The following is a 26752-nucleotide window of genomic DNA, read 5'->3' on the forward strand; positions in this document are numbered from 1 at the left end:
ATGATTTGCTACAATCTTTTACTTGCTTTTTCGTAACAGTTTCATAAAAATAAACTGTCTGATAAATCCTGGACAAAGGGCAACCACCATCTGAATGGCAACACTCTTGGCATACTCCATGTAAGAAATTTGCCCTCTCTTCAGCATGCGCTGACGAGCCTGACGATAGAGTTTGAGGTAACGCAGTCCCCCACGACGCTCAAACATCCCTGCTCCGACACGAACCTGACACAAGATTTGATCCAGATTTCCAGTCTTAGCTCCTGCAGCAATCATATTGAGCCAGAGGAGGTCATCCTCCATATAAAGGCCATCCTCATAGTTGCCTGCCTTGAGAACCATGTCCTTCTTAAACATGACAGTCATGTGGTTAAAGGCACTTCTCATCCTTTGATAAGCTACAATATCTGCATGCTGGGTTGGAACACGACGGTAAGAAACAATCTCATCAGGGTTGTCAATAAACTCTGCAATATGTCCACCTAATAGGTCGAGGTTGTCCTTCTCCATTAGCTGAACCTGTTTCTCAAAACGATCTGGAACAGCTATATCATCCGTATCCATACGAGCGATGATATCGTACTGACACTGCAAAACACCCTGTCGAAGAGCCAGACCCAAACCTTGATTCTGCTCAAGAGGATAGCGTTTCACTGGAATATCAGACTCAGCTTCAAGCTGGTCTAATACCTGATAGAGTTCTGGTGTCAAAGGCCCATCCTCAACCAAAACCAACTCGCTCGGTTTCAGGGTCTGATTTTGAACACTCTCAATAGCATCCTTTAAAAATGTCGGATTTTCCTTGATATAGACCGACATCAATACGCTGATTTTTTGCTTTTCAGACACAGTTTTTCTCCAATGTATAGATTTCCTTCCACTATTTTATCATAATTTTCAAGACTTTCCCATTTTTATCTTGAAAGCCCAAAACCTTACTTGACATTATAGTGAAAAAGCCTTAAAATAAGCTGTTATTAAAATCAGTTAGAAGAGGTATTATATGAAAAAGCAATCACTTTTTTTTGTTCCAGGTATTATCCTGATTGGTGTTTCCTTGCGGACCCCTTTTACTGTTTTACCCATTATTTTGGGAGATATTTCGCAAGGGCTGGGAGTAGAAGTTAGTTCGCTTGGTGTCTTGACTAGCCTTCCTCTCCTCATGTTTACCCTCTTCTCGCTCTTTTCTACCCAACTGGCTCAGAAAATCGGCTTGGAGCATCTCTTCACCTACAGCCTCTTCTTCTTGACTATCGGTTCTCTGATTCGACTAATCAATCTGCCCCTGCTCTATCTAGGAACCTTGATGGTTGGGGCAAGTATCGCAGTCATCAATGTTCTGCTTCCTAGTCTCATCCAAGCCAATCAACCAAAGAAGATTGGTTTTCTGACCACCTTATATGTAACCTCTATGGGAATTGCAACGGCTCTGGCTTCCTATCTGGCTGTGCCCATTACACAAGCCAGTTCTTGGAAAGGACTTATCATCCTCCTCACCCTGCTCTGTCTAGCAACTTTTTTGGTCTGGCTCCCAAATCACCGCTATAATCACAGACTAGCTCCACAAACCAAACAAAAAAGCAAAGCAAAGGTCATGCGTAATAAACAGGTCTGGGCAGTGATTGTCTTTGCAGGTTTTCAATCCTTGCTCTTTTACACTGCTATGACCTGGCTACCTACCATGGCTATCCATGCAGGCCTATCCAGTCACGAAGCTGGCTTGCTGACCTCTATCTTCTCTCTGATTAGTATTCCTTTTTCAATGACCATCCCAAGCCTGACAACCAGCTTGTCAACTCGCAACCGTCAGCTCATGCTCACTCTGGTTTCACTAGCTGGTGTGGTCGGCATTTCCATGCTCTTCTTCCCAGTCGGTAATTTCTTTTACTGGCTTGCCATCCATCTCCTCATCGGAACCGCAACCAGTGCCCTCTTCCCTTATCTCATGGTCAACTTTTCACTCAAGACAAGCGCCCCTGAAAAGACAGCCCAATTGTCTGGTCTATCTCAAACAGGAGGCTATATCCTAGCAGCCTTTGGGCCGACTCTCTTTGGTTACAGTTTTGACATTTTCCACTCTTGGGTACCAGCTGTAGCTGCCCTCTTACTCGTCGATATTCTGATGACTGTAGCCCTCTTTACAGTGGACAGAGCTGATAAAATCCTCTAAACTTCTAGTTTTGCCTAGGAGTTTTTTATATATAAAAATTTTACACATTTCTCTTGACAGGGCTTTCATTTAGATGTACAATGTATGTGTAGAAAAATTATATATAAAAATCTTACACATTAGAAAAGGAGGTTCCCCATGTACTTTCCAACATCCTCTGCCTTGATTGAATTTCTCATCTTGGCTGTACTGGAGCAGGATGATTCTTATGGTTATGAGATTAGCCAAACCATTAAGCTGATCGCTAATATCAAAGAATCTACACTCTATCCCATTCTCAAAAAATTGGAGGGCAATAGCTTTCTGACAACCTATTCTAGAGAGTTCCAAGGTCGCATGCGCAAATACTACTCCTTGACAAATGGTGGTATAGAACAGCTCGTGACCCTAAAAGATGAATGGGCACTTTATACAGACACCATCAATGGCATCATAGAAGGGAGTATCCGCCATGACAAGAACTGAATACCTGACTCAGCTAGAACTCTATCTCAAAAAACTGCCTCAGGCTGACCAAATTGAAGCCATGGACTATTTCAGGGAACTCTTTGACGATGCTGGAGTCGAGGGAGAAGAAGAACTCATCGCTAGCTTGGGAACTCCCAAAGAAGCGGCCCACGAAGTTCTCTCCAATCTTCTCGATAAAAAAATCAATGAAGCACCCGCTCAAAAGAATAACCGACAAATTTTGCATATCGCCTTGTTAGCTCTCCTTGCAGCCCCCATCGGTATTCCTCTGGGAATCGCCATCCTCGTGTCCCTGTTCGCAATCTTTGTGGCAGCCTTGACTGTCATCTTGGCTTTCTTTGCGGTTTCCATACTAGGTATCATCGGCGGTTTCCTATTTTTAGTTGAAAGTTTCACTGTCTTAGCCCAAGCTAAATCAGCCTTTATCTTGATTTTTGGTTCTGGTTTACTGGCTATCGGTGCTTCTTCGCTGGTTTTATTAGGTATTTCCTATGTAGCTCGCTTCTTCGGTCTACTCATTGTTCGCCTGGTGCAATTTGTTCTCAAAAAAGGAAAGAGAGGTGACCAGCATGCGTAAATTGACAAAAGGATTTCTCATTTTTGGTGTGGTGACTACCGTTATCGGATTTATCCTGCTCTTTGTAGGCATCCAATCTGACGGAATCAAGAGCCTACTTGCCATGTCCAAGGAACCTGTCTATGATAGTCAGATGGAAGAGCTGACCTTTGGCAAGGAAGTCGAAAACCTAGATATTACGCTCCACCAACACGCGCTCACCATCACAGACTCTTTCGATGATCAAATCCACATTTCTTATCATCCATCTATTTCTGCTAACCATGATCTTGTCACAAATCAAAACGACAAAACTCTAAGCCTCACTGATAAGAAACTGTCTGAAACCCCATATCTCTCTTCAGGAATTGGCGGGATTCTCCATGTCGCAAGTAGCTACTCTAGTCGTTTTAATGAAGTTATTCTCCAAGTTCCAAAGGGAAGAAGTCTAAAAGGGATCAACATCTCAGCAAATCGCGGTCAAACCAGTATCACTAATGCTAGTCTTGAAAATGCGACCATCAATACCAATAATAGCTATCTCCTCCGAATTGAAGGAAGTCGTATCAAAAACAGTAAACTCACAACACCAAATATTATCAATATCTTTGATACAGACCTTACAGATAGTCAGCTAGAGTCAACAGAACATCACTTCCACGCTGAAAATATCCAAGTTCACGGCAAGGTGGAATTAACTTCTAAAGACCATCTCTCAATCACTCTGACGCAAAAAGAAAGCCAACGAATTAATTGGGACATCTCAAGCAACTATGGTTCTATCTTACAAGCCACAAGAGAAAAACCTGGATCAAAATACACAGAATTAAGTAACCCTTACAAAACTGAAAAAACTGGTGTCAAGGATCAACTCATTGCTAGAGCTGATAATGATATCACTCTAGTATCCACACCAATCAGACGTTGACAAAACCGCTTACATCTGCTACTATGGAAGCATATTTATCTAACTAAAAAGGAGGTTCTACCATGAAACAAGAATGGTTTGAAAGTAATGATTTTGTAAAAACAACAAGCAAGAACAAACCTGAAGAGCAAGCTCAAGAGGTTGCAGACAAGACTGAAGAAACGATAGCCGATCTCGATACACCAATTGAAAAAAATACTCAAGTAGAGGAGGAAGTCTCTCAAGCTGAAGTCAAACTGGAAAGCCAGCAAAAAGAGACAATTGAAACGCCTGAAGACAGTGAAGCGAGAACAGAAATAGAAGAAAAGAAAGCATTAGATTCTACTGAGGAAGAGCAAGACCTTTCTAAAGAAACAGAAAAAGTCACTATAGCTGAAGAGAGTCAAGAAGCACTTCCTCAGCAAAAACCAACCACGAAAGAGCCCCTTCTTATCAGTCAATCCTTAGAAAGTCCCTATATCCCCGACCAAGCTCCAAAATCTACGGATAGATGGAAAGAGCAAGCGCTTGATTTTTGGTCTTGGCTAGTGGAAGCTCTCAAATCTCCTACGAGCAATCTTGAAACAAGTAGCACACACAGTTACACAGCCTTTCTCTTGCTCATTCTGTTTTCTGCGTCTTCCTTTTTCTTTAGTATCTACCACATCAAACATGCTTACTATGGACATATAGCAACTATGCATAATCACTTCCCTGAACAATTTGCTTCATTAAATCTCTTTTCGATTATCTCTATCCTAGTAGCGACAACACTCTTCTTCTTTTCATTCCTCTTGGGTAGTTTCGTCGTGAGACGATTTATCTACCAAGAAAAGGACTGGACGCTAGAAAAGGTTCTCCAACAATATAGTCAACTCTTAGCCATTCCAATCTTCCTCACTGCTATTGCTAGTTTCTTTGCCTTCTTTGATAGCCTACGATTTACAGCTCTCTTGTGTGTGATTAGCATTGGAATCATTCTGCTTGCCAGTCTCCATATCATTACAAGACCAAGTCAAGCAAGTGAAACCGACTCCTTTTATCAGTTATTCTTGTCTGTCCTTGTGAACGGAGTCATTATCCTCCTCTTCTTTGTAGCTGAAGTCGCACTGGTTGGAGATTATCTCCGTATCTTGGCCTTCCTTTAAACTTCAATCCTGTCTTCCATGGCAGGATTTTTTATATATCAAAAAGCAAGTCGATTGACCTGCTTCTGCTTTACTCTTCTTGTGCTAATGTTTTAAAATCTTGTCCTAGGATGGGTTGTACTTCTAATTGATTGGCATCTAGTTGGTGGTAAGATGCTGATGGTAGTGACTCTAGGAATTTTGCATAGTCCAATCGGGCAATGGCTTCATAGTCTTCTGGTTTAGAGCCGTCTCCTGTGATTTGAACCAAGTCAATCTCCCATTGGACTTCCTTATCCAGCAATTGCTCAATATAGGCTGCAGGCACAAATGGTTCTCTCGGCAAAACGGTCTTGACGCCTTGAGCCAGATTGTAAACTCCATGCACTTTTCCTTCTCCATCCTGATAGAAGGAAACTCTTGCAAAGTAAGCATCCGTCTCTTGAACCGCACGCACACGCGCTTCAAACTGTACCAAGCCGTCTTCCTCTAAAAAGCTTTTCAAATCCTCATGACTAAAGAAAACAGGATTAAAAATTCCTTGGCAAATCGTAAAACGAGCTGCAGTGTCTGCTAAATGGGCTTGAATACTTGCTTGGAAATAAGCTTCAAAATCAAAACCATCTAATCCTTCAATCTCAGTTCCCGTGTAAGCAAGCAGAGCATCTAAAAATGATTTGATAATCTGCCAGTCTGTCTTCGTTAGTAGGTCAGGAAGATCGACACGGTAAGCCTTTTGACCATCAGCATAACTGACCTTAAAAAGAAATTGTGATTGCCCCACTATCGCACACTCAATATACTCAAGACGGCTAAGAGGCTGACGGAGATAAACCGCATCATAACTATGCGACTCCAAACCATCCACCAAGGCCAAGATAGACTTGGCAGTCAAAATTTCCTGTTCTCCTAAAATGCTCTGTTTATTTGGAATAAAAAATGTTTTCGTCATAACTGGACTCCTTTGAAATCGTTTACATATAGTATACCTTATTTTCCTGAAAGATACAGAAACAAACTTTAGATTTTTGAGTAAAAAGCATAGAAAAACAGCCCCTGAGGACTGTTTAATCTTATACAGTAGCTGCTTGATCCAAGCTTTCACCGATAGCGGCTAGGCGCTCGACAACTTCAGCTTGTGTCAATTCATGTTCTGAAACATAGCGGTTACGTGGGTGAACACGGCACTCGTGTGAGCATCCACGAAGGTACTTGTCTTCATTTTCTTCTGATGTCAAGATACGACGGTTACAGAATGGATTTCCACAGTTTACATAACGTTCACATGGTGTTCCATCAAACCAGTCTTTCCCTACGATGGTTGGGTTGACATGGTTAACATCGACTGCAATACGCTCGTCAAAGACGTACATTTTCCCATCCCAAAGTTCACCTTGGACTTCTGGGTCTTTACCGTAAGTTGCGATTCCTCCGTGCAATTGACCGACATCTTTGTAGCCTTCACGAACCATCCAGCCTGAGAATTTCTCACAGCGAACGCCACCTGTACAGTAAACCACGACACGCTTGTCCATGAATTTTTCTTTGTTATCACGAACCCACTGTGGCAACTCACGGAAGTTGCGGATGTCTGGGCGGATAGCCCCACGGAAATGTCCTAGATCGTACTCGTAATCGTTACGAGTGTCAAGGACAACTGTATCTTCGTCAAGAAGGGCTTCTTTGAACTCTTTTGGAGACAAGTAAGCACCTGTTGTTTCAAGTGGGTTGATGTCGTTGTCAAAGTCGTTGTCTTCCAAACCAAGGTGGACAATCTCTTTCTTATAGCGAACAAACATCTTCTTGAAGGCTTGTTCATTTTCTTCGTCAATCTTGAACCAGAGGTCTTCCATGCCTGGGAGGCTGTGAACGTAGTCCATGTATTTTTGAGTTGTTTCATAATCCCCTGAAACTGTTCCGTTAATTCCCTCGTCAGCGACTAGGATACGACCTTTAAGGCCGATTGATTTACAGAAAGCCAAGTGGTCTGCAGCAAATTGCTCTGCATTTTCAATTGGAGTGTAAAGGTAGTAAAGTAAGACACGAATATCTTTTGCCATAAGATTTGTTCTCTTTTCTATTCTTAAATTTTCAGAATTTTTCATCTAACTATACTAGTATACCTGCTTGAGAAAGCGAATGCAATTTATTTGACTGGAAATTGTAGAAAAGTGCTTATCCCTGCACTTCATCAGTAACCATAGCGAATCGCAGATAATTCTCTCAATTTTTTGATTTGCCTAGCTTGACTTTCTGACAAACTTAGCTTGTTATCAATCAATACGCGCGCAAGGTCAACGTTCATTTGACTCAAAATAAATGGAGTAGAAGTCCCATCGTCCTTCAATCTTCTTTGATAACTCACTAACTGATTTTTCAAAGGAGCAAGTTGAGGCGTATCCTTTATGTCTTCTAGTAGATGATCTATGATAGTCATGGCTTCACAACGCCTTTCACTTCCTCCTGCAAACCATTTTAATGGTGTCATTCTCATTTTCCTCCTTAAATTGAAAAGCTATCATTTCTAACTCTCGTACCAATATTTCACCCAAACACCCTGTGTAAAAAAGTCAGCAAAAATGGTAATGTTGCGAAAATATTATTGATCACATGCACCGCATAGGAAGGATAAATGCTCCTGGTATAGCGGGTCAAACCAGCAAAGATGATGCCAAATGTTGCAAAGACGAAGATATCTAACAAACTAGGCAGGCTTGAAAAATGAGGAAGAGCAAATAAAATGGAAGGAAGGAGCAAATCAAGGCCAAATCTCGAATGCTTAAAAAAGGCGTGTTGCAGTAATCCTCTATAGATCAGCTCTTCCATAAGTGGAGTCAGAAAGAACAGGGTTATATAGATACCTAGCTCAGCAAAGTTGGTCCCACTATAACCGATCAATACGGCCCAACCTTCAGCAGTTGACTGAACATATTTAGCTGCCTGAACGTTAAAAGAGATATAGAGCACTACCACTAGTACTGTCAAAATCGAATACCAAAGCCATTGTTTTCTCGGAATGCGAAAGAGATAACCATGGCCTGTCTTAACCAGAATCCAAATCATGACTCCGCTAAATAGTAAACTCAAGATATTTTGAATCCAGACGAAATTGCCAATCTGGGAAGAAAATTGCCAATAATTTTGGACAATAAGCGTCAGCTGAGAAAGACCAAATACAAAAAATAGGTAAGAGAAAACTGCACTTATTTTGAGTAAAAGCTGATACTTCTTCATGTGAACCCTCCTTTCTAAAATCGGAACATCTCTAATATAAGCTATATTTTCCTAAATCTTTACTCCAAATCCTAAATGTTACTTGAGATTTCCTGAGTAGTTAAATAGTGATAAGAAAACATGGATATCCTATGCTCTCATTTCAAAAAATCACTGCCTTCCCCAGACAAACCTGAGGAAAACAGTGATCACATTTTTAGGAATTAGGAATGAATACACGAAATCAATTGATTTTATGATTTTTTGTTTTTCAAGAATTCATCATATTGTTTTTGCATTTCGTTCAATACTTTTTCGTAGGCACCTTCAGATTTCAATTTTTCCATCAATTCTGGAATAGCTTTGTCTGGGTCTACAGTACCAGTGTTGATAGCTGTATCGAATTGTTGCATTGTGTTAGAGATTGCTGAGATTTCAGATTTCACATTGTCAGTGTTAAAGATGAATCCAAGCGCTGGAGATTCTTTAGCTTCTGCCAATTGTTTCTTAGAATCTGCAATTTGTTGATCTGTAACGTTTTCGTTGATGTAAAGGATCCAGTTGTTACCAGTGTTCCATCCACCCATGTGAGTGTTTCCTTTGTAGCCATCAAGTACTTTAACACGGTTTTCTTTTCCTTCAATTTTCTCCCAGTTCTTGCCTTCTGGACCGTAAACAAGACCGTTCAAGAGTTCTGCGTTAGTGTTCAAGAGATTCAACACTTCCATTGATTTTTCTTTGTTCTTAGAGTTGTTTGAGATGACAAAGTTAGCAACTTGTGTTGTTTGGTTTTTCTTGATGAAGTTAGTGATTGGTTTGATTTGGATATCTTTATTCGCAACACGTGAAAGCAAGCTGTTACCGTAGTCAGCTGGTCCTACTGTTTCTTCACGAACGAACCAAGTATCTTGTTGAAGGTCAAATGAAGTATCGCTTGTTGCTACGTCTTTTGGAATGTATCCAGCTTCATAGAATTTGTGAAGAGTCTTCAAGTGTTCTTTGAAGCGAGGTACTTCGTAACGGTTTACGATCTTAGTAGTGTCCCCTTCAAGGTCGATAACGAATGGAAGTCCATTTGGAACTGGGTAGTCAAAGTTATCAGATGGGATGAAGTTCTTAGTAACCGCAAATGGCACTACATCTGGAGCTTTTTCTTTGATTTGTTTCAAGACTGGTTCAAGTGTTTCATATGAAGTGACACCTGAAATATCGATACCGTATTTAGCAAGAAGAGTTCCGTTGAAGGCGAAGTTTTGAGATGATGCAACGTTGGCTGCAACTGGAACTGCGTAAATTTTACCGTTAATGCTGTTACCTTTGATGTAAGCTGGGTCAAGTGCTTTATAAAGCTCTGCCCCTTCTTTCTTATACAAGTCAGTCAAGTCAGCATAGGCACCTTTTTGAGCATTTACAACATAGTTAGATGCAAAGGCGATATCGTAGTTTTCACCAGATGATGTGATAACTGACATTTTCTTATCATAGTCACCCCATCCAAGATATTGGATATCCAATTTAGCACCAACTTTTTCTCCGATGATTTTGTTAGCATTTTCTAGCAATTCATCCAAGTTATCTGGTTTATCCCCGATTTGGTACATTTTGATAACAGTTTTTTCACCTGAAGCTGAGTCAGCAGCTTTCTTGTTACCTGAAAGGTTTCCACAAGCAGCGAGACCAGCAGCCAAAGCGACTACGCTAGCAGATGCAAAAGCATATTTTTTCCAGTTTTTCATGACAAAAACTCCTTTTTTTATTTTTAAACTTATAAACAATGTAATGATCTTAACTTCACGCAAGGGAAGTTTGGAAATGAGAAATGTTCTTTCTCAATAAGTACTATTCTTTCACGCCACCGATAGTCAAACCTTTTACAAAGTAGCGTTGGAAGAATGGATACAAAATCGCGATTGGAAGGGTTGCAACCACAACCATGGCCATACGTCCGGTTTCTTTCGGTAGAGCAACTCCCAGTTGACCAGACAGGCCGACTGCTTTAGCGATGTAGTCCATATTTTGTTGGATTTGCATGAGCAAATATTGCAATGGATACAAGTTGTCACTCTTGATGTAAAGAAGGGCGTTGAACCAGTCATTCCAGAAACCAAGAGCTGTCAAGAGCGTTATGGTTGCGATACCTGGTAGTGACAATGGCAAACAGATTTGGAAGAAGATCCGGGCCTCACTAGCACCATCGATACGAGCGGATTCTAGAATAGCTTCTGGAATGGTCTTCTTGAAGAAGGAACGCATCAAGATGATGTTAAATGGTGAGAGAAGCATTGGAACAATCAAGGCCCAAACTGTATCACCAAGTTGAAGTAAACGAGTTACCACGATATAGCCTGGTACCAAACCAGCGTTGAACAACATACTAAGAAGGGCAAAAATCGTAAAGAATCTGCGATACTTAAAGGTTGTCCGTGAGATGGCGTAGGCATAAGTTGTTGTGATAAAAACGTTTGTGATAGTCCCCACCACTGTTACAAAAACTGAGATGAAGAGGGCTTGGAGAATTTTATCCTTAAATTGTGCCAAGAACTCAAAACCGTCTAATCCAAATTGGGATGGGAAGAAGCTATATCCATTTTGGAGGATACTCTTTTCATCTGTCACAGAGATAACAATAACAAATATGAAGGGTAGGATACATGAGAGGGCGATCAAACCAGAAATGGTACTAAAGAAGATATCTGCTTTCTTACTGAAGGAGTGAATGCCGACATTATCAATTTTTTCTTTTTTAATTTTCTTTTCTGCCATATTCTCCTCCTTTCTAGAACAAGGCTGAGTTTGGATCAACTCGTCTTGCAAGTAAGTTTGATAGGATAACCAGAATCAAGCCGACAACTGATTGGTAGAGACCTGCTGCTGAAGCCATCCCGATATCCGCTGTCTGAGTCAAACCGTTATAAACATATACGTCCAAGACGTTGGTTACGTTATAAAGCTGACCAGCATTGTGTGGGATTTGGTAGAAGAGACCAAAGTCTGCACGGAAGATATTTCCGACTGCAAGGATGGTCAATACAGTTACCAATGGTGTCAACTGCGGAATGGTTACATTGCGAATTCGTTGCCATTTGCTGGCTCCGTCCACTGTCGCTGCTTCGTAGTAGGTTGGATCAATTCCCATGATTGTCGCATAGTACATGACACTGCTATATCCAAAGCCTTTCCAAATACCAAGGAAAAGTAGGAGATAAGGCCAAATACCCAAGTCAGCGTAGAAATTGATTTCCTTCATTCCGATAGATTCTAGGAAATGGTTGAACACACCTTTATCAATATTTAGGAAGGCATCTGTAAAGAAACTAATGATAACCCAAGACAAGAAGTAAGGGAACAACATAGAAGTTTGGAAAATCTTAACCATTCTCTTAGAACGGAGTTCACTGAGGATGATGGCAATCCCTACTGATACAATCAAACCGATAAAGATAAAGCCGAGATTGTAGAGGACAGTATTTCGTGTGATGATAAAGGCGTCTTTTGAACTAAATAAGAATCTGAAATTATCGAGTCCGACCCATTTACTATTCACGATACTATCTATAAATCCATTACTGGTCATGTGGTAGTCTTTAAAGGCAACCACGTTCCCAAATACTGGAATGTAGAAGAATAGAATCAACCAGAGTGCCCCTGGCAAAACCATTAAGAGAAAGATCCAGTTGTCTCTCAAGGTTTTTGAAAACTTATTCATAATTTCCCCCCTTTTTTATTTTGATATCCATCTAAAAATTCCTTTTTAGACTTTTGATAACGATTACATTATTAGTATACTCCTATTTGAAGGTTAGGTTAAACTACTAATTATAGAAAAAACTCCACAAATTATTTTATGTGGAGTACTTGTTTAAGAAAGGGATGTTTCACGAGAAACACCCTGCTCAAGGCAAGGTGTTCTTGTTTTTTATGTCGTATAAATCGTCGAAGCTGTCGCAATAGTATGCCACTGGTTGGCTGTTGTGGCTGCGAAGTCCTTGTCTACGTAAAAATCAGTAAATGGCAGGATTTCCACTTCTAACTCATCAATACGGTCAAGCTGGCCAGCCAGATAAGCCTCGATGCGATTTTCTGCTCGCTTGATGCGTTGCAAGAGTCCGCCCATACGGATATCGACCGTATCCAAACCAAAGACCTTGTTTTCTTTCAGCCATTGGTGGCTAAAGAGGGCATGGAAGTCTTCAATTTGGCTTCTGAGTTCTGGTAATTCTTGTCTGGCGATTTCTTGCAGACTTCCTTTATCATCTGCTTGGTAAGCCTGACGAATGCGTCGTCCCACATCGACTTTGCTACTTAAAATGGCATTCAACTGAGCCTGCGTTTCAAAGAGGTAGGCATAGTTGCCAGCTTTTTCTTTAATGTTAGCAAGCGTCTCAGCAGCCTGAGCGAAGTGCGGTTTGTCCTGTTCAGGTGTCATGTGTCGGTCAAGGATCGGACAGAGAACATCCTGATAAAAGACATAGCGGTTGGGATTGATCCCACTGAGATTGTCTGGTAGGTCTGGCAAGAGGTTGGCAAGGTCAATCTGCATAAAATCTTCAACCGATAGACCTGTATTGGTCTGGAAATGAGCAGACAAACGGTCTAGGTCATTGCGATAGCTGAGTTCTGCCCAGATTTGCAAGCTTGGTAGGATAGAAAACTGAGCGGTTTCACCACCATTATCTCCCCAACCCGTCACAATGACTTCTTTGATGTCATTGGCACGACAGGCTTTATTGGCTTCAAGAGCGATGAGTCGGCTGAAATGGTTATTGGGTGTGAAACCAATCCACTTCCAAGCACCTCCTGCAAAGGCAAGGTCATGGCTAATCTTGTGATGGTTACGGAAATTGCGATTGTATTTTTCCTCGTTATCCTGATAATAGTCCCAGTAAACCAAGGTCACACGATCTTTGAGACGGTCTAGGTAGACACGAGTTTCTTCTGGAATTTCCACATCACGGTCGTACTGGCCATCTGTTGACATAAGTTTAAAGAACATATCGCTCCACATTTGGCAGTGGAAACCATATTTGTCTGCAATATCCAGCACGCGCTCCAAGTGTTGGCACATGAGGAGACTACGATCCACAACACCGTTCAGAATCAAGTAGCATCCCAAACCAACCAAGTGGGCTTCGTCCATCCCGATATTGACCTTGCGAGTCTTCAGTTTAGATAGAGTAGCAAACATGCCATCAATCAGGTCATAAACCTTTTCTTCGCCGATAAGAAGAATGTCCTCTACATCACGGAGCTCCTGCACTTCTTTGACACCCCATTTTACGAAGGCTGACAAGTGGGCCAAGGTCTGGATGCAAGGAACAAAGGTCATATCAAACTGCTGGGCATAGGCTTCGATTTCCTGTAACTCCTCAGCTGAGTATGCCCCGCGGAAATAGCCAAAGTAAGGCTGCCCTTCAATCTGGTATGTATCTTCCATGTAGAGCTCAAAGGTTGAGTAGCCCATGAGAGCCAAGACCTCAATCATCTGCTTGGCAGAAGCCACATTCAGCACCGCATTTCGAGAACAGTCTGCCATGTAGGCTAAATCTTCATAAGCCGCCCGTTCCTCAATCTCTACTTTATCACCTTCTGCTAAAGCTGTTACCAACAAGGACAAGGCACGATAAAGTTGGTGAGATTTGCGATAAGTTAGTTGATAATGGCCACCCTCACCCTTGATAGAGATAGAGGCTTGGTCAGACTGAGCGACAGCTACTTCCACAGCTGGTAGAGAAATGTGCTTTTGAAGCAACTCTATAGCTTGATGTTGTTTGGGACTAAGTCCTGTAAATCTTACCATTGATTTTCCTCCTGTAACCAGTTGACAAGGGCACCATAGAGATTGGCATCTGCATGATAGGTACAAGCTTGGATAAGAGGTGCGACCGTGTATTCTTCGTAGGCATCGATAAAGTCTTCAACAGCCTTCTTGACACCTTGGATAAAATCTGGATTTTGACTGATAGAGCCTCCCAGACTGATGACATCTGGGTCGATGAGATATTGGATATTGAGCAAGCCTTGCGCCAGATTACGGTTCATGCGCTCAATGGCTTCTTGGCAAAGGGTATTTCCTGCTGCGGCCTCTTGGTAAATCTTGCGACCGTCCCAGTCAGTCTGACCAGATTTTTCAATCACGTATCGCACCATATTCCCAGTTGATGCTAGTTGCGACCAGTTGTTGAGCTTTTCAGCAGGGGCAAGGGTGGTCATGTAGCCAAATTCTCCACCCAGGCCGTGGCGACCTCGATGAAGTCTACCATTGATAATCATGGCTCCGCCAATCCCTGTCCCAATCACGACACAGGCTGCATTTTCTAGTTCTGGATGAGCTAGCAGTTCACTAAGTCCAACGCAGTTGGCATCATTTTCCAGATGGACAGGAATCTGATAAGAGCTAAGCGCCTCATACCAAGAAAATCCGTGAATGTAGGGCACCGCACTGAAGCCATCAATCACACCTGTCTCTTGATTGACCGCGCCTGGAACGCTCATAGCAATCCCGCTATAATCCTGCTCTGACAAACGTTGATCTAGCCAAGCTAGTAATTCCTCCAAACTTTCAGGCGTTGGAATGCTTGTCTTATTCAGTATTTTCCCATCAGGAGTCAGACTAGCAAACTTAATCCCAGTCCCTCCGATATCAATCGTTGCAATGGTCATTGTTTTTACCATAAAAAGGGGCGAATAAGCAGTTAATTCTTACTTTTTCGCCCCTCCTTTCTTTTTATGTTTACTTTTTGAAATTAAATTTCTTCTTTTTTGATGAATTCTGTACGAATCTCTTGTGGTGAAATGAGACCTCTATGAACTGGGTATGGTCGTTCAAGTAGGTCAAGAAAGAGATGTTGGCTTTCCGGTACACGTACATTTTCACTACACATATTGTAGTAACGAAGAACATAGCCTTCTTCATTTTCAGCTACCTTAAAGGCTGTTGGACAGATTTGCGGTATGCTGAGAACGGAATGGCTCAAGAGACTACCAGTCGCAGCCACGCTTCCTTCTTGTTTAGCAAGCTGAAGGCTGGTAAACGGTGTCTGCAAGGCTTTAGCTCGACGATAAGCTGAGAAGCGTTCTTGGGCTTGGTGGCATTCAAGCGCAAACTCGACTTCAAACTCACGCAAGCATTGTGCTTCTGGTGTTGGGAAATAACCCCAGTCACCTAACTCACCTGATGCACGCAAAATAGTCACTGCAATGGTGTCGTCTCCAAGGATTTCGTATTCATTCAATCCCTTGTTGGATACAGTCACACCTTTTTCATCGTCATACAGACTGACAAAGGCTTGTTGGTGTTGAGGATTTTCAGGATTTTCCCATGAAGCTGCTGGTTTGTTTGGTCGTGTCACCACCTCATAGATGCTTTCAGAATCATTGCTTGGACGCGTGTTATGAGTCTTGACCAAGAGACGGATACGGTGGTCTTTAGCAGTGTTAGTAAAGCGAGTCTTGCAACGGATTTGCGGATTGTCAACAAAGACAGTCATCTCAGTTTCAAGAGGAATGTTTGTCAATTCTTCTGACCGTCCAGCTTCACGCTTCATAAACTCGATGATACCTTTTTGCTCTTCTTCTAGCTTTTCATCTGCACTGACAGGCACGGTCAATTCATGTTTGAGCAAAATCTTAGCGTAGCGAGCTGTGTTTTCCAAGACCTCGTAGCCCTTAAGCTCTGCATAGATTGGCTCTGTTCCTTTTGGTTGGAAATAGATGTACTCGTTTCCGATGTCCCCACGGTCTTCGAAGCGGATAAAATCTTCATAGGCTTCATGAGTTGTCTTGTCATAGACTGTGATGTTGTCATCCACACTTACCGTTACAAATGGCGTATCAATCACTCCGTTTTGGTAAATACCGTCGCGGTGTTCTTGCTCTCCTTCCAGCAATTGGAAGGTTGTCCAAGAAAGTGGCGCTAGGTGAACTGGAATGGTCACGCGCACTTGTCGAGCGATACGAGCTTGGCGGAACTTGTCTTTTGGTAAATCGTACTCAAAATTAGCCCCAAGGTCTTCGATTTTAGCCTCTACAGGACGACCATACAAGTCCTCCACACGGTAACTTGGCAAGGTAAGAGCAGCCATCTTCTTGTAGCCTTCTGTTGGGTGCAATTCCTTGAAATCACAAGTCGCAACATCAATCACTGTGCTGACAGTATCGACCTTATCATGCAAGCCTGTGTTAATGACAGTAAAGAGATAGTCACTTTGAGCCTTAGCTGTAGCGATTTTACCCTTCCATTCGTTAAGAAGATTGCTCTTAACAAAGGTTCCTACTTGGTTGACCTTGGCAAAACGAGTTTCCATCTCGCGGTGAACTTCGTCCACGCTACAGCCACAGATGCTATCATGCGGCGCATTTTGCAAAAGAGTTTTCCAAGCATAGGTCAACTGATCCTTGTGATTATGACCACCAGTGATGATAGTTAGTGGCTCCACTACTTGCTCTAGGAGGTTGCTATTTTCTTGGAAGGCTTGTTTGAGATAAATACGAGATGAAGAAGTGTTGGCAAGTGTGTACCAGCCGTCTGTTTCCTGACTGGTCAACTCACCTGTAACCGTTGATAATTGCTCTGGTAGGGCACTTTCCACGGCTTGGACATATTCATCAAAAGAACTATGAACAAAGGTTACATCTGGGAAGAGTTCATTTGCCACACGAATGGCTTCGCTCAGATTTTTCTGTACAGGCTGGTGATCACATCCGTTCATCATCAACCATTGGTTGGTCGAAGCGTAGTCACGCACGTCTGCCAGTTTTTGTTTCCAGAAGGTCAAGGCCTCGTCTTTATCAACTGGAATTTCATTCCCATTACTATACCAGTTGGCAAAGAGGATACCGAGGACACGACTTCCGTCCGCACCCTGCCAGTACATTTCTGAAAACTGGGAAGTGAACTGCTCATCTTCGAGGACTTGGTTGTCAAATCCAATCGGCTTCACACCACGTCCAAAGGCTGCCACGTGAATGCCTGATTTTTGAAGGATTTGAGGAGCTTGTCCCATATTTCCAAAAGTATCTGGGAAGTAACCAATCTGAGTGGATTTGCCCCATTTTGCAGCTTCTTGCTGACCAATCAAGGTATTGCGGACATTGGCTTCACTTGAAATCAAGTAGTCATCTTGCAAGATGTAAAAAGGACCAATTTTAAGTTTGCCTTGGTCGATGTATCGTTGGACTTTGTCGCGATTTTCAGGGCGAATCTCCAAGTAGTCATCAAGGACAATGGTTTGACCATCCAAGTGGAAGCTCTTGAACTCAGGGTCATTTTCAAAGAGATCAAAGAGATTGTCAAATAATTCCACCAACTGCATACGGTGGCTTTCAAAAGGCAAGTACCACTCACGATCCCAGTGACTATGTGAGATAATATGTACGACAACATTTTCCATGAAGTAAAACCTCATTCTAAATTTAAATTTTTATTGTTAATGTTTTTGGATGTAAATTTGTGATTCTTTCCAAGAATCAGTGAAGCGAAGGCGAGCTCCTTATACTCAATGAAAATCAAAGAGCAAACTAGGAAGCTAGCCGCAGGTTGCTCAAAGCAAAGCTTTGAGGTTGCAGATAAAGCTGACGTGGTTTGAAGAGATTTTCGAAGAGTATTAGCGAATATCCAAGTAATCCAAGACCAACTCACAGAACATCATGTTGGCCCAAGAGAACCATTCACGAGAATAAAGAGTTGGGTCATCTACGTGGAAGCTTTCATGCATAACACCAGTATCACCATCGCAAGCAACCAGCTGATCCAGTAAGAATTTCTTCTCTGCTTTATCTGTCGTTGTCAAGCCTTGGATAGACAGAGCGATTGGCCAGATATAGCGATAGAAGGTATGAGAACTTCCGAGACCGCTAGCGTATTCTCCTTGGTAGAAGTATGGATTTTCAGGGCTCAGAATGGTACGACGAGTTGCTTGATACACTTCATCATCGACCGAACAGTAACCCAGATAAGGTGCAGCCAGCAGACTTGGTACGTTTGGATCATCCATGATGCTGGCATTTCCTAGACCATCCACTTCAAAGGCATAAATCTTTTCGCCCTTGCTGTTGCTTGTGTAGGCGTAATTTTCGATCCCTTCTTGGATTTCATCCTGAAGACGCTTAGCGTCTGTGATAACACTCTCGCTATCAGCTAGGTTTAATGCTGCGAAGATTTCTTGAACATACCCCAAAACAACAACTGCAAACATATTTGACGGAATCAAGTAACTATACTGACAACAGTCATCACTCGGACGAAAGGCTGACCAGGTCATGCCTGTCACTGCAAAGTCAGGGCCAAATCCATCATTTACCAAGGTGTCTTCCTTACGGTCCGTATCCCGGACAAAACGATAAGGAGAGTTCTTATGGTCTTGTTCCACTGTCCACAGATGAAGAATTTCCTTGGTCGCTGCGACAAAAGTCTCATCAAACTGACTAGTCTCGCCAGTCTCTTTCCAGAGGAGATAAGCCAATTGCAAAGGATAGCAAAGCGAGTCTACCTCATACTTGCGCTCCCAAATCCAGCCATTAAGGTCAGTATGGTCAGTCTCGTGGTGCCCCTTCCAGTTTTCCTCAATGTTAAAAGAGTTGGCATAAGGATCCTTGAGTACCAAGGTCATCTGACGTTTGACCAAACCTGCAATGGTCTGACGCAGAAAGGTATCTCTTTTGGCCACATGCAGGTAGGGTCTGAGTTGGGCTGTCGAATCTCGAAGCCACATGGCAGGAATATCCCCAGTCAAGACAAAAGTTGAACCATCTTCTAGGATTTCAACCGTATTGTCCAGGGTGTCGGTGTAGCAACGCTCGAAAACATCCACCCACTCTGGATGGTCCTTAGCACGTTCTGCTACTTCATCTAGCCATTCTCTAACAATTTCTTTTGAATAAATCATCGTGCAGTATCCTCTTTCAAACAAGTTTCATTTTCAGTATATAGCTTTTGAGACAGAAAATACATACACAAATGATAGTCATTTTTCTACAAAATAGTTATCTTTGAAACCCCTTTTCTAAAGGCTATCTTTTTCTGATATAATGTAGAAAAACAGCTAAAGGAAAGACTATGAAACCACTACTTGAAACCATCGATACCCGCTTTGGAACTGCCAGCAAGCATGCCTTTTCTCGGGGAAATACCCTGCCTTACACGGGCGTCCCTTTCGGGATGAATTACTTTGTGCCCCAGACCAGTGACCAGGAGGGAGCTTGGTTTTTCGATCCACATCTACCTATCTTTCAGGGGATTCGATTAACCCACCAGCCCAGCCCTTGGATTGGCGACTACTCTTGGCTCCTTCTGACACCTGTCACCGGTCAACTGGGCGGAGACAGTCTCTTTCATCGCCAATCTTCCTATGATATGGATAAAGCCTCTTTCCAACCTCATTATCTGAAGATTTTCTCCCTGCGCTATCAGATTGAAAGCCAGCTCACACCGACTTGCTACGGTGCTTCTATTCGTTTGGAGCAAAAGCAAGGCAAAGCTCTCTCCCTCTATCTTCACGCAGCAGATGAATTAGCAGTAGAGCAAGTAGATAAGAGGAATCTTGCCCTACGACAAGAAGGAAAAACTGAGAACAACAAAAATCCACTGATACTGTTCACATCCCTGAAAATGAATATGGATATCCTTGCTATCAGCCAAGAAGGTGGAGACTGGCGAATCGACCTGGCAGATAGTCATGCTGAAATTCAGCTAGCGACTTCTTTCATCTCTCCTTCTCAAGCACTGCTTAATCTACCTCAAGAAGATTTTGATAGCTGTAAAGCAAATGCCCAAGCGGATTGGGAAAATCTCCTCCATCGTTTTGACATTATAGAGACAGGAGAAGCTAACCGAACCTTCTTTGACCACTGTCTCTACAGACTCTTCCTCTTTCCTCAGACTTTTTATGAGGTTGATGAATCAGGGCAAGCCATCCACAAAGATTTGGCTACTGGAACTGTAAAGCCCGGTGTCCTCTTTAGCAACAATGGTTTCTGGGATACCTTCCGCACCACATTCCCCCTCTTTGCCCTTATCATACCAGAACACTACCACTGCTTCTTAGAAGGATTTCTCAATAACTACCGCGATACTAGTTTCCTTCCAAAATGGCTGGCTCCAGATGAACGGGGTATGATGCCAGGTACACTTATAGACGGTATTATCGCCGATAGCGCCTGCAAGGACATGGCTCCCGACTTGGAAGAAGAACTCCTTCAAGCCATGCTTGAAACAGCCAGCAAGTCCGACCCTCTCGGCATCAATGGTCGTCACGGACTAGCCCAATACCAAGAACTGGGCTACCTCTCTACCGACCACCACGAAAGCGTCAGCCACACCCTAGACTATGCCTATAGCGATTTTTGTATCGCTAGCTGTGCTGAAAAACTAGGGAAAATAGAAATCGCTGAAACCTACAAGGCCGCATCACAAAATTACCGCTATCTATTTGACGCTGAGACAGGTTACATACGAGCGTGTGATGGTCAAGGCAACTTCCGTCCTGACTTCTCTCCTTATGGTTGGGGACGCGACTATGCCGAATGCTCTGCCATTCAAGCAACTTTAGGCGTCCTCCATGACATCCCAGACTTAATCCAGCTTATGGGTGGAAAAGAAGCCTTTAGCAACTATCTTTTGAAAACCTGTCAAGATGCTCCCCTCTTTGAGACAACAGGCTATGGCTACGAGATTCACGAAATGAGCGAGATGGCTACCGCTCCTTTTGGGCAACTCGCCATTTCCAACCAACCTAGCTTCCACATTCCTTATCTATTCCGTTACAGCAACTACCCTTACTACACTGCCCTTCTCATCAAGACGCTCCGTCAGAAAGCTTTTCACCCAAGTTGGGAAGCCTATCCTGGCGATGAAGACAATGGTAGTCTCTCTGCTTGGTACATCTGGTCAGCTCTCGGATTTTATCCGACCTGTCCAGGAAAACCAAGCTATGATCTCGGAATCCCTCTCTTTGACCACCTCCGAGTCTATCTCGCTAAAGAAGATAAATGGCTAGATATTCATACTGAGCAAAACCACAGCCATTTTAACTTTGTAAAAGAATGCCGACTGGATAAAACACTCGTATCAACTATTCAACACCAAAACCTCTTAAAAGCTGAACAACTAACCTTTACACTTAGCTGGTTACCAAGTCATCGCTAAATAATAAAAAATCTGCAATCCCCAAGATTATCCACAATCTGTGAATAACTATCCCAAACTGTGCTTAACTCTTGAGTTTCAGCAATTAAAACTACTTTATAATCCTCAAAAGTTACTAAATTGGTCACACAAATAAGAATTATCACTAAAATAATCAGAAGTTATCCACACTTATCCACAACCTGTTAGTAACTTTTATGAATAGCTAAGACTTATCTCTCACGAACACTAAAAAGAGCCTGACTCCAGGCTCTTTAGTCTATTATTTCTTCTCAGCGCGAAGGGCTGACAAGATTTGTGTACGGATATCATCCACACCATTTGGCGTATTTGGTAAAAAGATAGTCTGATTTCCTTTAGAGGCAAAGGTATTCAAGGTATCCAAATACTGATTGGTCAAGAGGATAGACATGATTTGCTCTTCTGTCATACCAACATTGGCTTCCTTGAGTTCTGTGATAGACTCTGCCAATCCATCCACAATCGCCTTACGTTGTTGGGCAATCCCCACACCATGGAGGCGGTCTTTTTCTGCTTCGGCTTCAGCTGCAGTGACGATTTTAATCTTATCGGCTTCCGCCAATTCTTGCGCTGCGACCCGCTTACGTTGCGCCGCATTGATTTCATTCATGGATTGCTTGACTTCTGCATCTGGTTCGACCTTGGTAATCAAGGTTTTCACGATAATATAACCGTAAGTAGTCATTTCTTCTGCTACTTGATGTTGAACTTCAAGGGCAATCTCATCTTTTTTCTCAAACAATTCATCCAAGGTTAATTTGGGAACAGAAGAGCGAAGAGCATCTTCGATATAAGATTTAATCTGAGATTCTGGACGCATGAGTTTATAGTAGGCATCTGTCACGCTCTGCTCGTTGACACGGTACTGAGTCGCTACATTCATCATAACGAACACATTATCCTTGGTCTTGGTCTCAACCACAATATCGCTTTGCAACAAGCGCAACTGAATCCGCGCTGCAATCGAGTCAATCCCAAAAGGCAATCGAATATGAATACCGCTATTGGCAACCTTTTGGTATTTCCCAAAGCGTTCAATAATCGCCACCGACTGCTGACGAACCACATAAACTGTACTCAGTGTGACTATCACCAATAGAAGCACACAAACCACCACAAAAATCATCAAAAATGTTGCCATTATCGTGACCTCCATCATTATTTTTCCTGTATTATAGCACATTTAAAGAAGGCTGTGCAGTTTTTACTGCGATTTTTCCTGAAATGTCAATAATTAGAGGTGAATTGTCACATTATCGTCTAATCTCTTGCTAAAAGAACTAGCAAGGAATTAGGTGCACCATGCTAGTTCTCTCTAACTCCGTTGATTATCAACATACTATCTGAGCTTTACAAGTCGTAGACAAAAAAACGAAACAAGTAACGGTTAATCCCTTTAAAAGACTCACAAAAGACATCATTGAAGTGAACCGCACGCCAATAGTTCAAGAATTAAGTAAGGTTGATGATCTAAATTTGATGTGTATACTATTTTTGTCATCGCGTTCCTTAGGTATCTGAAAGGTATATAATGAAGTTACCATCTAGTACCAAAAAACCGACTAGCTCCTATGATCTAGTCGGTTTCTCATCAATGTGCCAACATTTCTTGGGCGATTTCTTGGCCAGATAGGTTATCTGGGTAGTAGGTTGGCCAGTTATCCATTTCTTCAAAGAGGGCTTCTTGACTTGTGCCTCCAAAGAAAATATGGAAATGTTCTGCCTTAACTGGGGCGATATTATGGTCACTAAACTGAACATACTTGAACTGTCCAGCGTCTGCATCTGTGGCTTCAAAAAGGAAGCGCACGCCACGATTGCCTTTCTTGTAAGTTAAGATTTTCTTGCCAACATACTTGTAAGTATATTTCTTGCTTTGTCCACCTTGAACAAATTCCATAGTATTATCAGTAATGTTGATCTTAGTGACATCTGTCTGATAGCCTTTTGTATAGTAAGCCTTGTACTCAGCCTGGGTCATCTTACCAGTCAACTTAGCCTTGTAGTCAAAGACTTGATCAAACGTGCCATCTTCAAGGAAAGGATAAACTGATTGCCAGTTACCTGCATAGTCACTCAAAGTGCGGTCCTTGACGTCTGCATCCTCAAAGTAACCATTTTGAACTGTCTTGGTATCCTCTGCCTTTTCAGGTTCGATAGCTGAACCTTCTTGGTCCGTTGTTTGTTTCAGAGCCTTGAGGTTTTTCTCCATAACGGAGATGTAGTTTTCGCCAGCCTTGGTGTCCTCTTCTGTCAGACTTTCTAAAGGATTGAGGACATCTGTTTTGACACCTGCCTCTTTTGAAAGTGTGTTAGCAAGGGCTTGTGAGGCATTTTCTTCAAAGTAGATATATGCAATTTTATTTTTCTTGATGTACTCTGTCAATTCTGCCAGACGTGCAGCTGATGGTTCTGCATCTGGAGAGAGGCCTGAGATTGCGACTTGTTTGAGTCCATAGTCTAAAGCGAGATAGTTAAAGGCTGCGTGTTGCGTTACAAAGCTCTTTTGTTTGGCTTGAGACAATCCTTCTGCATAAGCCTTATCCAAGGCTTGTAATTTTTCGATATAGGCAGCAGCATTCTTCTCAAAGGTCTCTTTTTTATCAGGATAATCTGCTGATAAACTGTCACGGATATGCTCTACTAGTTTAATAGCACGAACTGGTGATAACCAAACATGGGGATCGAACTCATGGTGATGGCCTTCTTCGCCATGGTCATGGTCTCCCTCTTCTTCCTCACCACCTGGCAAAAGCAACATATCGCCTGTCGCCTTGATGGTTTTCACCTTTTTCTTATCCAAGGTATCTAGCAATTTAGGTACCCAAGTTTCCATGTTTTCATTTTCATAAACGAAGGTGTCTGCGTCTTGGATTTTGGCAACTGCCTTGGCAGACGGTTCATATTCATGGGGTTCTGTACCAGCACCGATGAGGAGTTCTACATTAGCAGTATCTCCTGCGACTTGCTTGGTAAATTCATAGACAGGGTAAAAGGTTGTCACAATATTGAGTTTGCCATCTGCCTGCTTTTGATTGGAACAAGCCACTAAAAACAGGGCACATAGACTGGCTAGCAATAAGCTAATTTTTTTCATGTTGGTCTCCTATTTGATAAAACGTCTTACTAAACTGATTAGCAAGAAAACAGTTACAAAAATAATAGTAATACTTGCGCTTGCAGGTGTTTCTGCATAGTAGGAAATGTAAAGTCCTGCTACCATTCCCAAAAATCCAATAGCACTGGCAAGCAGCATAACCGATTTAAAGTTTTTCCCCAGACGCAGGGCAATACTAGCTGGCAAGACCATGATAGTCGATACCAGAAGAGCTCCCGCAGCAGGAATCATAAGGGCAATGGCCACCCCTGTCACCATGTTAAAAAGAATAGACATGGTACGAACTGGCAGACCATCCACAAAGGCCGTATCCTCATCAAAGGTCAAGATATACATAGGACGAAGGAAGAGGAAGGTCAAAATCAAAACAACCGCAGCAATGACAAAGAGGGAAATAACCTGCTCCTCGCTGATAGTCACAATCGAACCAAAAAGATACTGGTCCAAACTCATTGAGCTAGAGCTTTTACCCTTACTCATGACAATCAGAGAAACAGCCAGTCCTGTCGACATGAGGATAGCTGTCCCGATTTCCATAAAGCTCTTATAAACCGTACGGAGATACTCCAGAAAGACCGCCGCAATCAAGACAATGGCAATAGTTGAAATAGTCGGAGAAATCCCCAGAACCAGACCAAAGGCTACACCTGAAAGTGAGACGTGACTAAGAGTATCACTCATCAAACTCTGACGACGCAAGATGAGGAAGGTTCCCAATACTGGCGAGAAAAGACTCATGGCAATAACAGCCAGAAAGGCACGCTGCATAAAGTCATAAGATAATAAACTAAGCATGGTCCACCTCCTGATCATTCTCATGAACGTTGAAACAACGCCATGGCGAATCTTGGTTACGGACTAGATGAATATTGCGATCCGCATAATCCTTAACTTCTTCAGGGTCATGGGTAATCATCAAAACAGCCTTACCATGATGATGGGCGCTGTGGTGCATGAGTTCGTAAAATTCATTTTTACTTCCTGCATCCATCCCCGTTGTCGGCTCATCTAGGATAAACACGTCTGGGTCAGAGGCAAACATACGCGCAATCACCGCTCGCTGCTTTTGTCCTCCAGATAGAGACCCCAAGCGTTTGTCTCGATGTTCCCACATGCCAACTGAGTCTAAACTGGCCTTGATATGCTCCTCATCATGAGCATTCAAACGACGGAACCAGCCTTTTCGCGGATAGCGACCCGACTTGACAAATTCATAAACCGTACTTGGAAAACCAGCATTAAAACTGGCAATCTGTTGAGGAAGGTAAGCTATTCTCAATTTCTTACCCTGCGTATTTGTCTTTGAAATGGTCACCTTGCCAATGCGTGGCTGGAGGATTCCAAGACTGGCCTTGATGAGTGTCGTCTTAGCTGCCCCATTCTCCCCTGTCAAGGTAACAAATTCCCCACTATCAACACTATAATTGATATGTTCAAGAACGGGCTCCTTATCATAATAGAAGGATAAATCCTCTACCGTAATATATCTCATTATTTGATTTCTCCTACTAAAGCAGTCAAAAACCGCTGAATCACTTTTTGTTCATTTGGAGTAAACTGAGTCGCCACTTGTTCATAGGTTAAAAGTGTATGCTCATGGTGATGATGGTGCTCCTCAGCGATTGGACGAGCCAAATCAGTCAATTGATAAAAAATCACACGCGCATCCTTAGGATCTTTAGATGTTTCCAACATACCTTCCTTGACCAAAGACTTAATGGCCTTGGTAACTGCCGCCTGACTGACATTGAGACGACGAGCCAACTCTGAATTTGTTAAAGATTCCTCTGACAAGAGCATGAGAATGTGCTCCTGAGTATTGGTCAGGGCCACCTCGCTAGTACAATGACCTATTAGAATTTCATGCTGATTTTCCGCCTGCAAAATCACCTCATTTAAAAAAGCATCGATATCCTTCGCTAGCTGTCTCATATCTGACTCCTTTCCTTTTGGACTTCTCTTTTTTAAGAGAAAAATACTATTCTTTGAAAAATTATTTACTGGTTAATTATATCACAACCAAAAAAAGAG

General features: G+C 42.5%; 23 protein-coding genes. 6 read left to right on the forward strand and 17 right to left on the reverse strand.

The genetic code is table 11. From position 1 onward, the window contains the following. Positions 1-18: 18 nt before the first annotated feature. Positions 19-849, reverse strand: a complete 831-nt coding sequence (locus tag O3616_RS01225; RefSeq protein WP_371637868.1) for a glycosyltransferase — start codon at positions 847-849, stop codon at positions 19-21. Positions 850-1003: 154 nt separating this feature from the next. Between O3616_RS01225 and O3616_RS01230 the strand changes: the two genes are divergently transcribed. From O3616_RS01230 to O3616_RS01250, 5 genes are all read left to right on the forward strand, one after another. Beyond that, positions 1004-2170 (forward strand): CynX/NimT family MFS transporter, encoded by a 1167-nt coding sequence (locus O3616_RS01230; RefSeq protein WP_371637869.1) that lies wholly within the window; start codon positions 1004-1006, stop codon positions 2168-2170. Between the two features lie 138 nt (positions 2171-2308). Next, complete coding sequence (locus O3616_RS01235) at positions 2309-2635, forward strand: PadR family transcriptional regulator (RefSeq protein WP_000273858.1); 327 nt, start codon at positions 2309-2311, stop codon at positions 2633-2635. Next, a complete protein-coding gene (locus O3616_RS01240; protein WP_000198699.1) occupies positions 2622-3215 on the forward strand; it encodes a DUF1700 domain-containing protein in 594 nt (197 codons plus the stop codon). The genes O3616_RS01235 and O3616_RS01240 overlap by 14 nt, the downstream gene beginning before the upstream one ends. Next, a complete protein-coding gene (locus O3616_RS01245; protein WP_371637870.1) occupies positions 3208-4122 on the forward strand; it encodes a DUF4097 family beta strand repeat-containing protein in 915 nt (304 codons plus the stop codon). The genes O3616_RS01240 and O3616_RS01245 overlap by 8 nt, the downstream gene beginning before the upstream one ends. Positions 4123-4184: 62 nt before the next feature. Then, positions 4185-5249, forward strand: a complete 1065-nt coding sequence (locus O3616_RS01250) for a DUF6574 domain-containing protein (protein ID WP_371637871.1) — start codon at positions 4185-4187, stop codon at positions 5247-5249. A gap of 70 nt (positions 5250-5319) precedes the next feature. On the opposite strand, the gene O3616_RS01255 is transcribed toward O3616_RS01250, so the two are convergent. The 11 genes from O3616_RS01255 to O3616_RS01305 form a co-directional block, all read right to left on the reverse strand. Beyond that, the gene (locus O3616_RS01255; protein WP_371637872.1) at positions 5320-6180 is read right to left on the reverse strand and encodes a DUF4299 family protein; all 861 of its coding nucleotides are present in this window, start codon (positions 6178-6180) and stop codon (positions 5320-5322) included. A 121-nt stretch (positions 6181-6301) separates the two neighbouring features. Continuing rightward, a complete protein-coding gene (locus tag O3616_RS01260; protein ID WP_001030011.1) occupies positions 6302-7288 on the reverse strand; it encodes a rhodanese-related sulfurtransferase in 987 nt (328 codons plus the stop codon). A gap of 131 nt (positions 7289-7419) precedes the next feature. Further along, the gene (locus O3616_RS01265) at positions 7420-7716 is read right to left on the reverse strand and encodes a bacteriocin immunity protein (RefSeq protein WP_218493589.1); all 297 of its coding nucleotides are present in this window, start codon (positions 7714-7716) and stop codon (positions 7420-7422) included. Between the two features lie 56 nt (positions 7717-7772). Beyond that, positions 7773-8462 (reverse strand): lysostaphin resistance A-like protein, encoded by a 690-nt coding sequence (locus O3616_RS01270; protein ID WP_371637873.1) that lies wholly within the window; start codon positions 8460-8462, stop codon positions 7773-7775. Between the two features lie 233 nt (positions 8463-8695). Continuing rightward, positions 8696-10177: an ABC transporter substrate-binding protein gene (locus tag O3616_RS01275; RefSeq protein ID WP_049488632.1), complete on the reverse strand. Its 1482-nt coding sequence runs from the start codon at positions 10175-10177 to the stop codon at positions 8696-8698. 103 nt (positions 10178-10280) lie between these two features. After that, positions 10281-11204 (reverse strand): carbohydrate ABC transporter permease, encoded by a 924-nt coding sequence (locus tag O3616_RS01280; protein ID WP_000818349.1) that lies wholly within the window; start codon positions 11202-11204, stop codon positions 10281-10283. 13 nt (positions 11205-11217) lie between these two features. Continuing rightward, positions 11218-12147: a sugar ABC transporter permease gene (locus O3616_RS01285; RefSeq protein ID WP_001032152.1), complete on the reverse strand. Its 930-nt coding sequence runs from the start codon at positions 12145-12147 to the stop codon at positions 11218-11220. Positions 12148-12357: 210 nt separating this feature from the next. Further along, a complete protein-coding gene (locus O3616_RS01290) occupies positions 12358-14238 on the reverse strand; it encodes a beta-N-acetylhexosaminidase (protein ID WP_371637874.1) in 1881 nt (626 codons plus the stop codon). Next, a complete protein-coding gene (locus O3616_RS01295) occupies positions 14232-15101 on the reverse strand; it encodes an ROK family protein (RefSeq protein ID WP_371637875.1) in 870 nt (289 codons plus the stop codon). Before O3616_RS01295 ends, O3616_RS01290 begins: the two co-directional genes overlap by 7 nt. An 83-nt stretch (positions 15102-15184) precedes the next feature. Beyond that, a complete protein-coding gene (locus tag O3616_RS01300) occupies positions 15185-17830 on the reverse strand; it encodes an alpha-mannosidase (protein ID WP_371637876.1) in 2646 nt (881 codons plus the stop codon). Between the two features lie 213 nt (positions 17831-18043). Beyond that, a complete protein-coding gene (locus tag O3616_RS01305; protein ID WP_371637877.1) occupies positions 18044-19324 on the reverse strand; it encodes a glycoside hydrolase family 125 protein in 1281 nt (426 codons plus the stop codon). A gap of 170 nt (positions 19325-19494) precedes the next feature. Here O3616_RS01305 and O3616_RS01310 point away from each other — a divergent pair, with 170 nt between their 5' ends. Next, a complete protein-coding gene (locus O3616_RS01310; protein WP_371637878.1) occupies positions 19495-21582 on the forward strand; it encodes a GH92 family glycosyl hydrolase in 2088 nt (695 codons plus the stop codon). 262 nt (positions 21583-21844) lie between these two features. On the opposite strand, the gene O3616_RS01315 is transcribed toward O3616_RS01310, so the two are convergent. From O3616_RS01315 to adcR, 5 genes are all read right to left on the reverse strand, one after another. After that, on the reverse strand, positions 21845-22729 hold the full coding sequence (locus O3616_RS01315) for an SPFH domain-containing protein (RefSeq protein WP_004235732.1): 885 nt from the start codon (positions 22727-22729) through the stop codon (positions 21845-21847). Between the two features lie 465 nt (positions 22730-23194). Continuing rightward, positions 23195-24700 (reverse strand): zinc ABC transporter substrate-binding lipoprotein AdcA, encoded by a 1506-nt coding sequence (adcA, locus tag O3616_RS01320; RefSeq protein WP_000724048.1) that lies wholly within the window; start codon positions 24698-24700, stop codon positions 23195-23197. 9 nt (positions 24701-24709) lie between these two features. Continuing rightward, positions 24710-25516: a metal ABC transporter permease gene (locus O3616_RS01325; protein WP_000950030.1), complete on the reverse strand. Its 807-nt coding sequence runs from the start codon at positions 25514-25516 to the stop codon at positions 24710-24712. Next, positions 25509-26213, reverse strand: coding sequence for a metal ABC transporter ATP-binding protein (locus O3616_RS01330; protein ID WP_261058693.1), 705 nt, complete (start codon positions 26211-26213; stop codon positions 25509-25511). The genes O3616_RS01325 and O3616_RS01330 overlap by 8 nt, the downstream gene beginning before the upstream one ends. Beyond that, positions 26213-26653 (reverse strand): zinc-dependent transcriptional regulator AdcR, encoded by a 441-nt coding sequence (gene adcR / locus O3616_RS01335; protein WP_001249308.1) that lies wholly within the window; start codon positions 26651-26653, stop codon positions 26213-26215. The genes O3616_RS01330 and adcR overlap by 1 nt, the downstream gene beginning before the upstream one ends. Positions 26654-26752: the final 99 nt, after the last annotated feature.

The organism is Streptococcus sp. 27098_8_86 (assembly GCF_041432595.1).
Taxonomy (GTDB): domain Bacteria; phylum Bacillota; class Bacilli; order Lactobacillales; family Streptococcaceae; genus Streptococcus; species Streptococcus pneumoniae_F.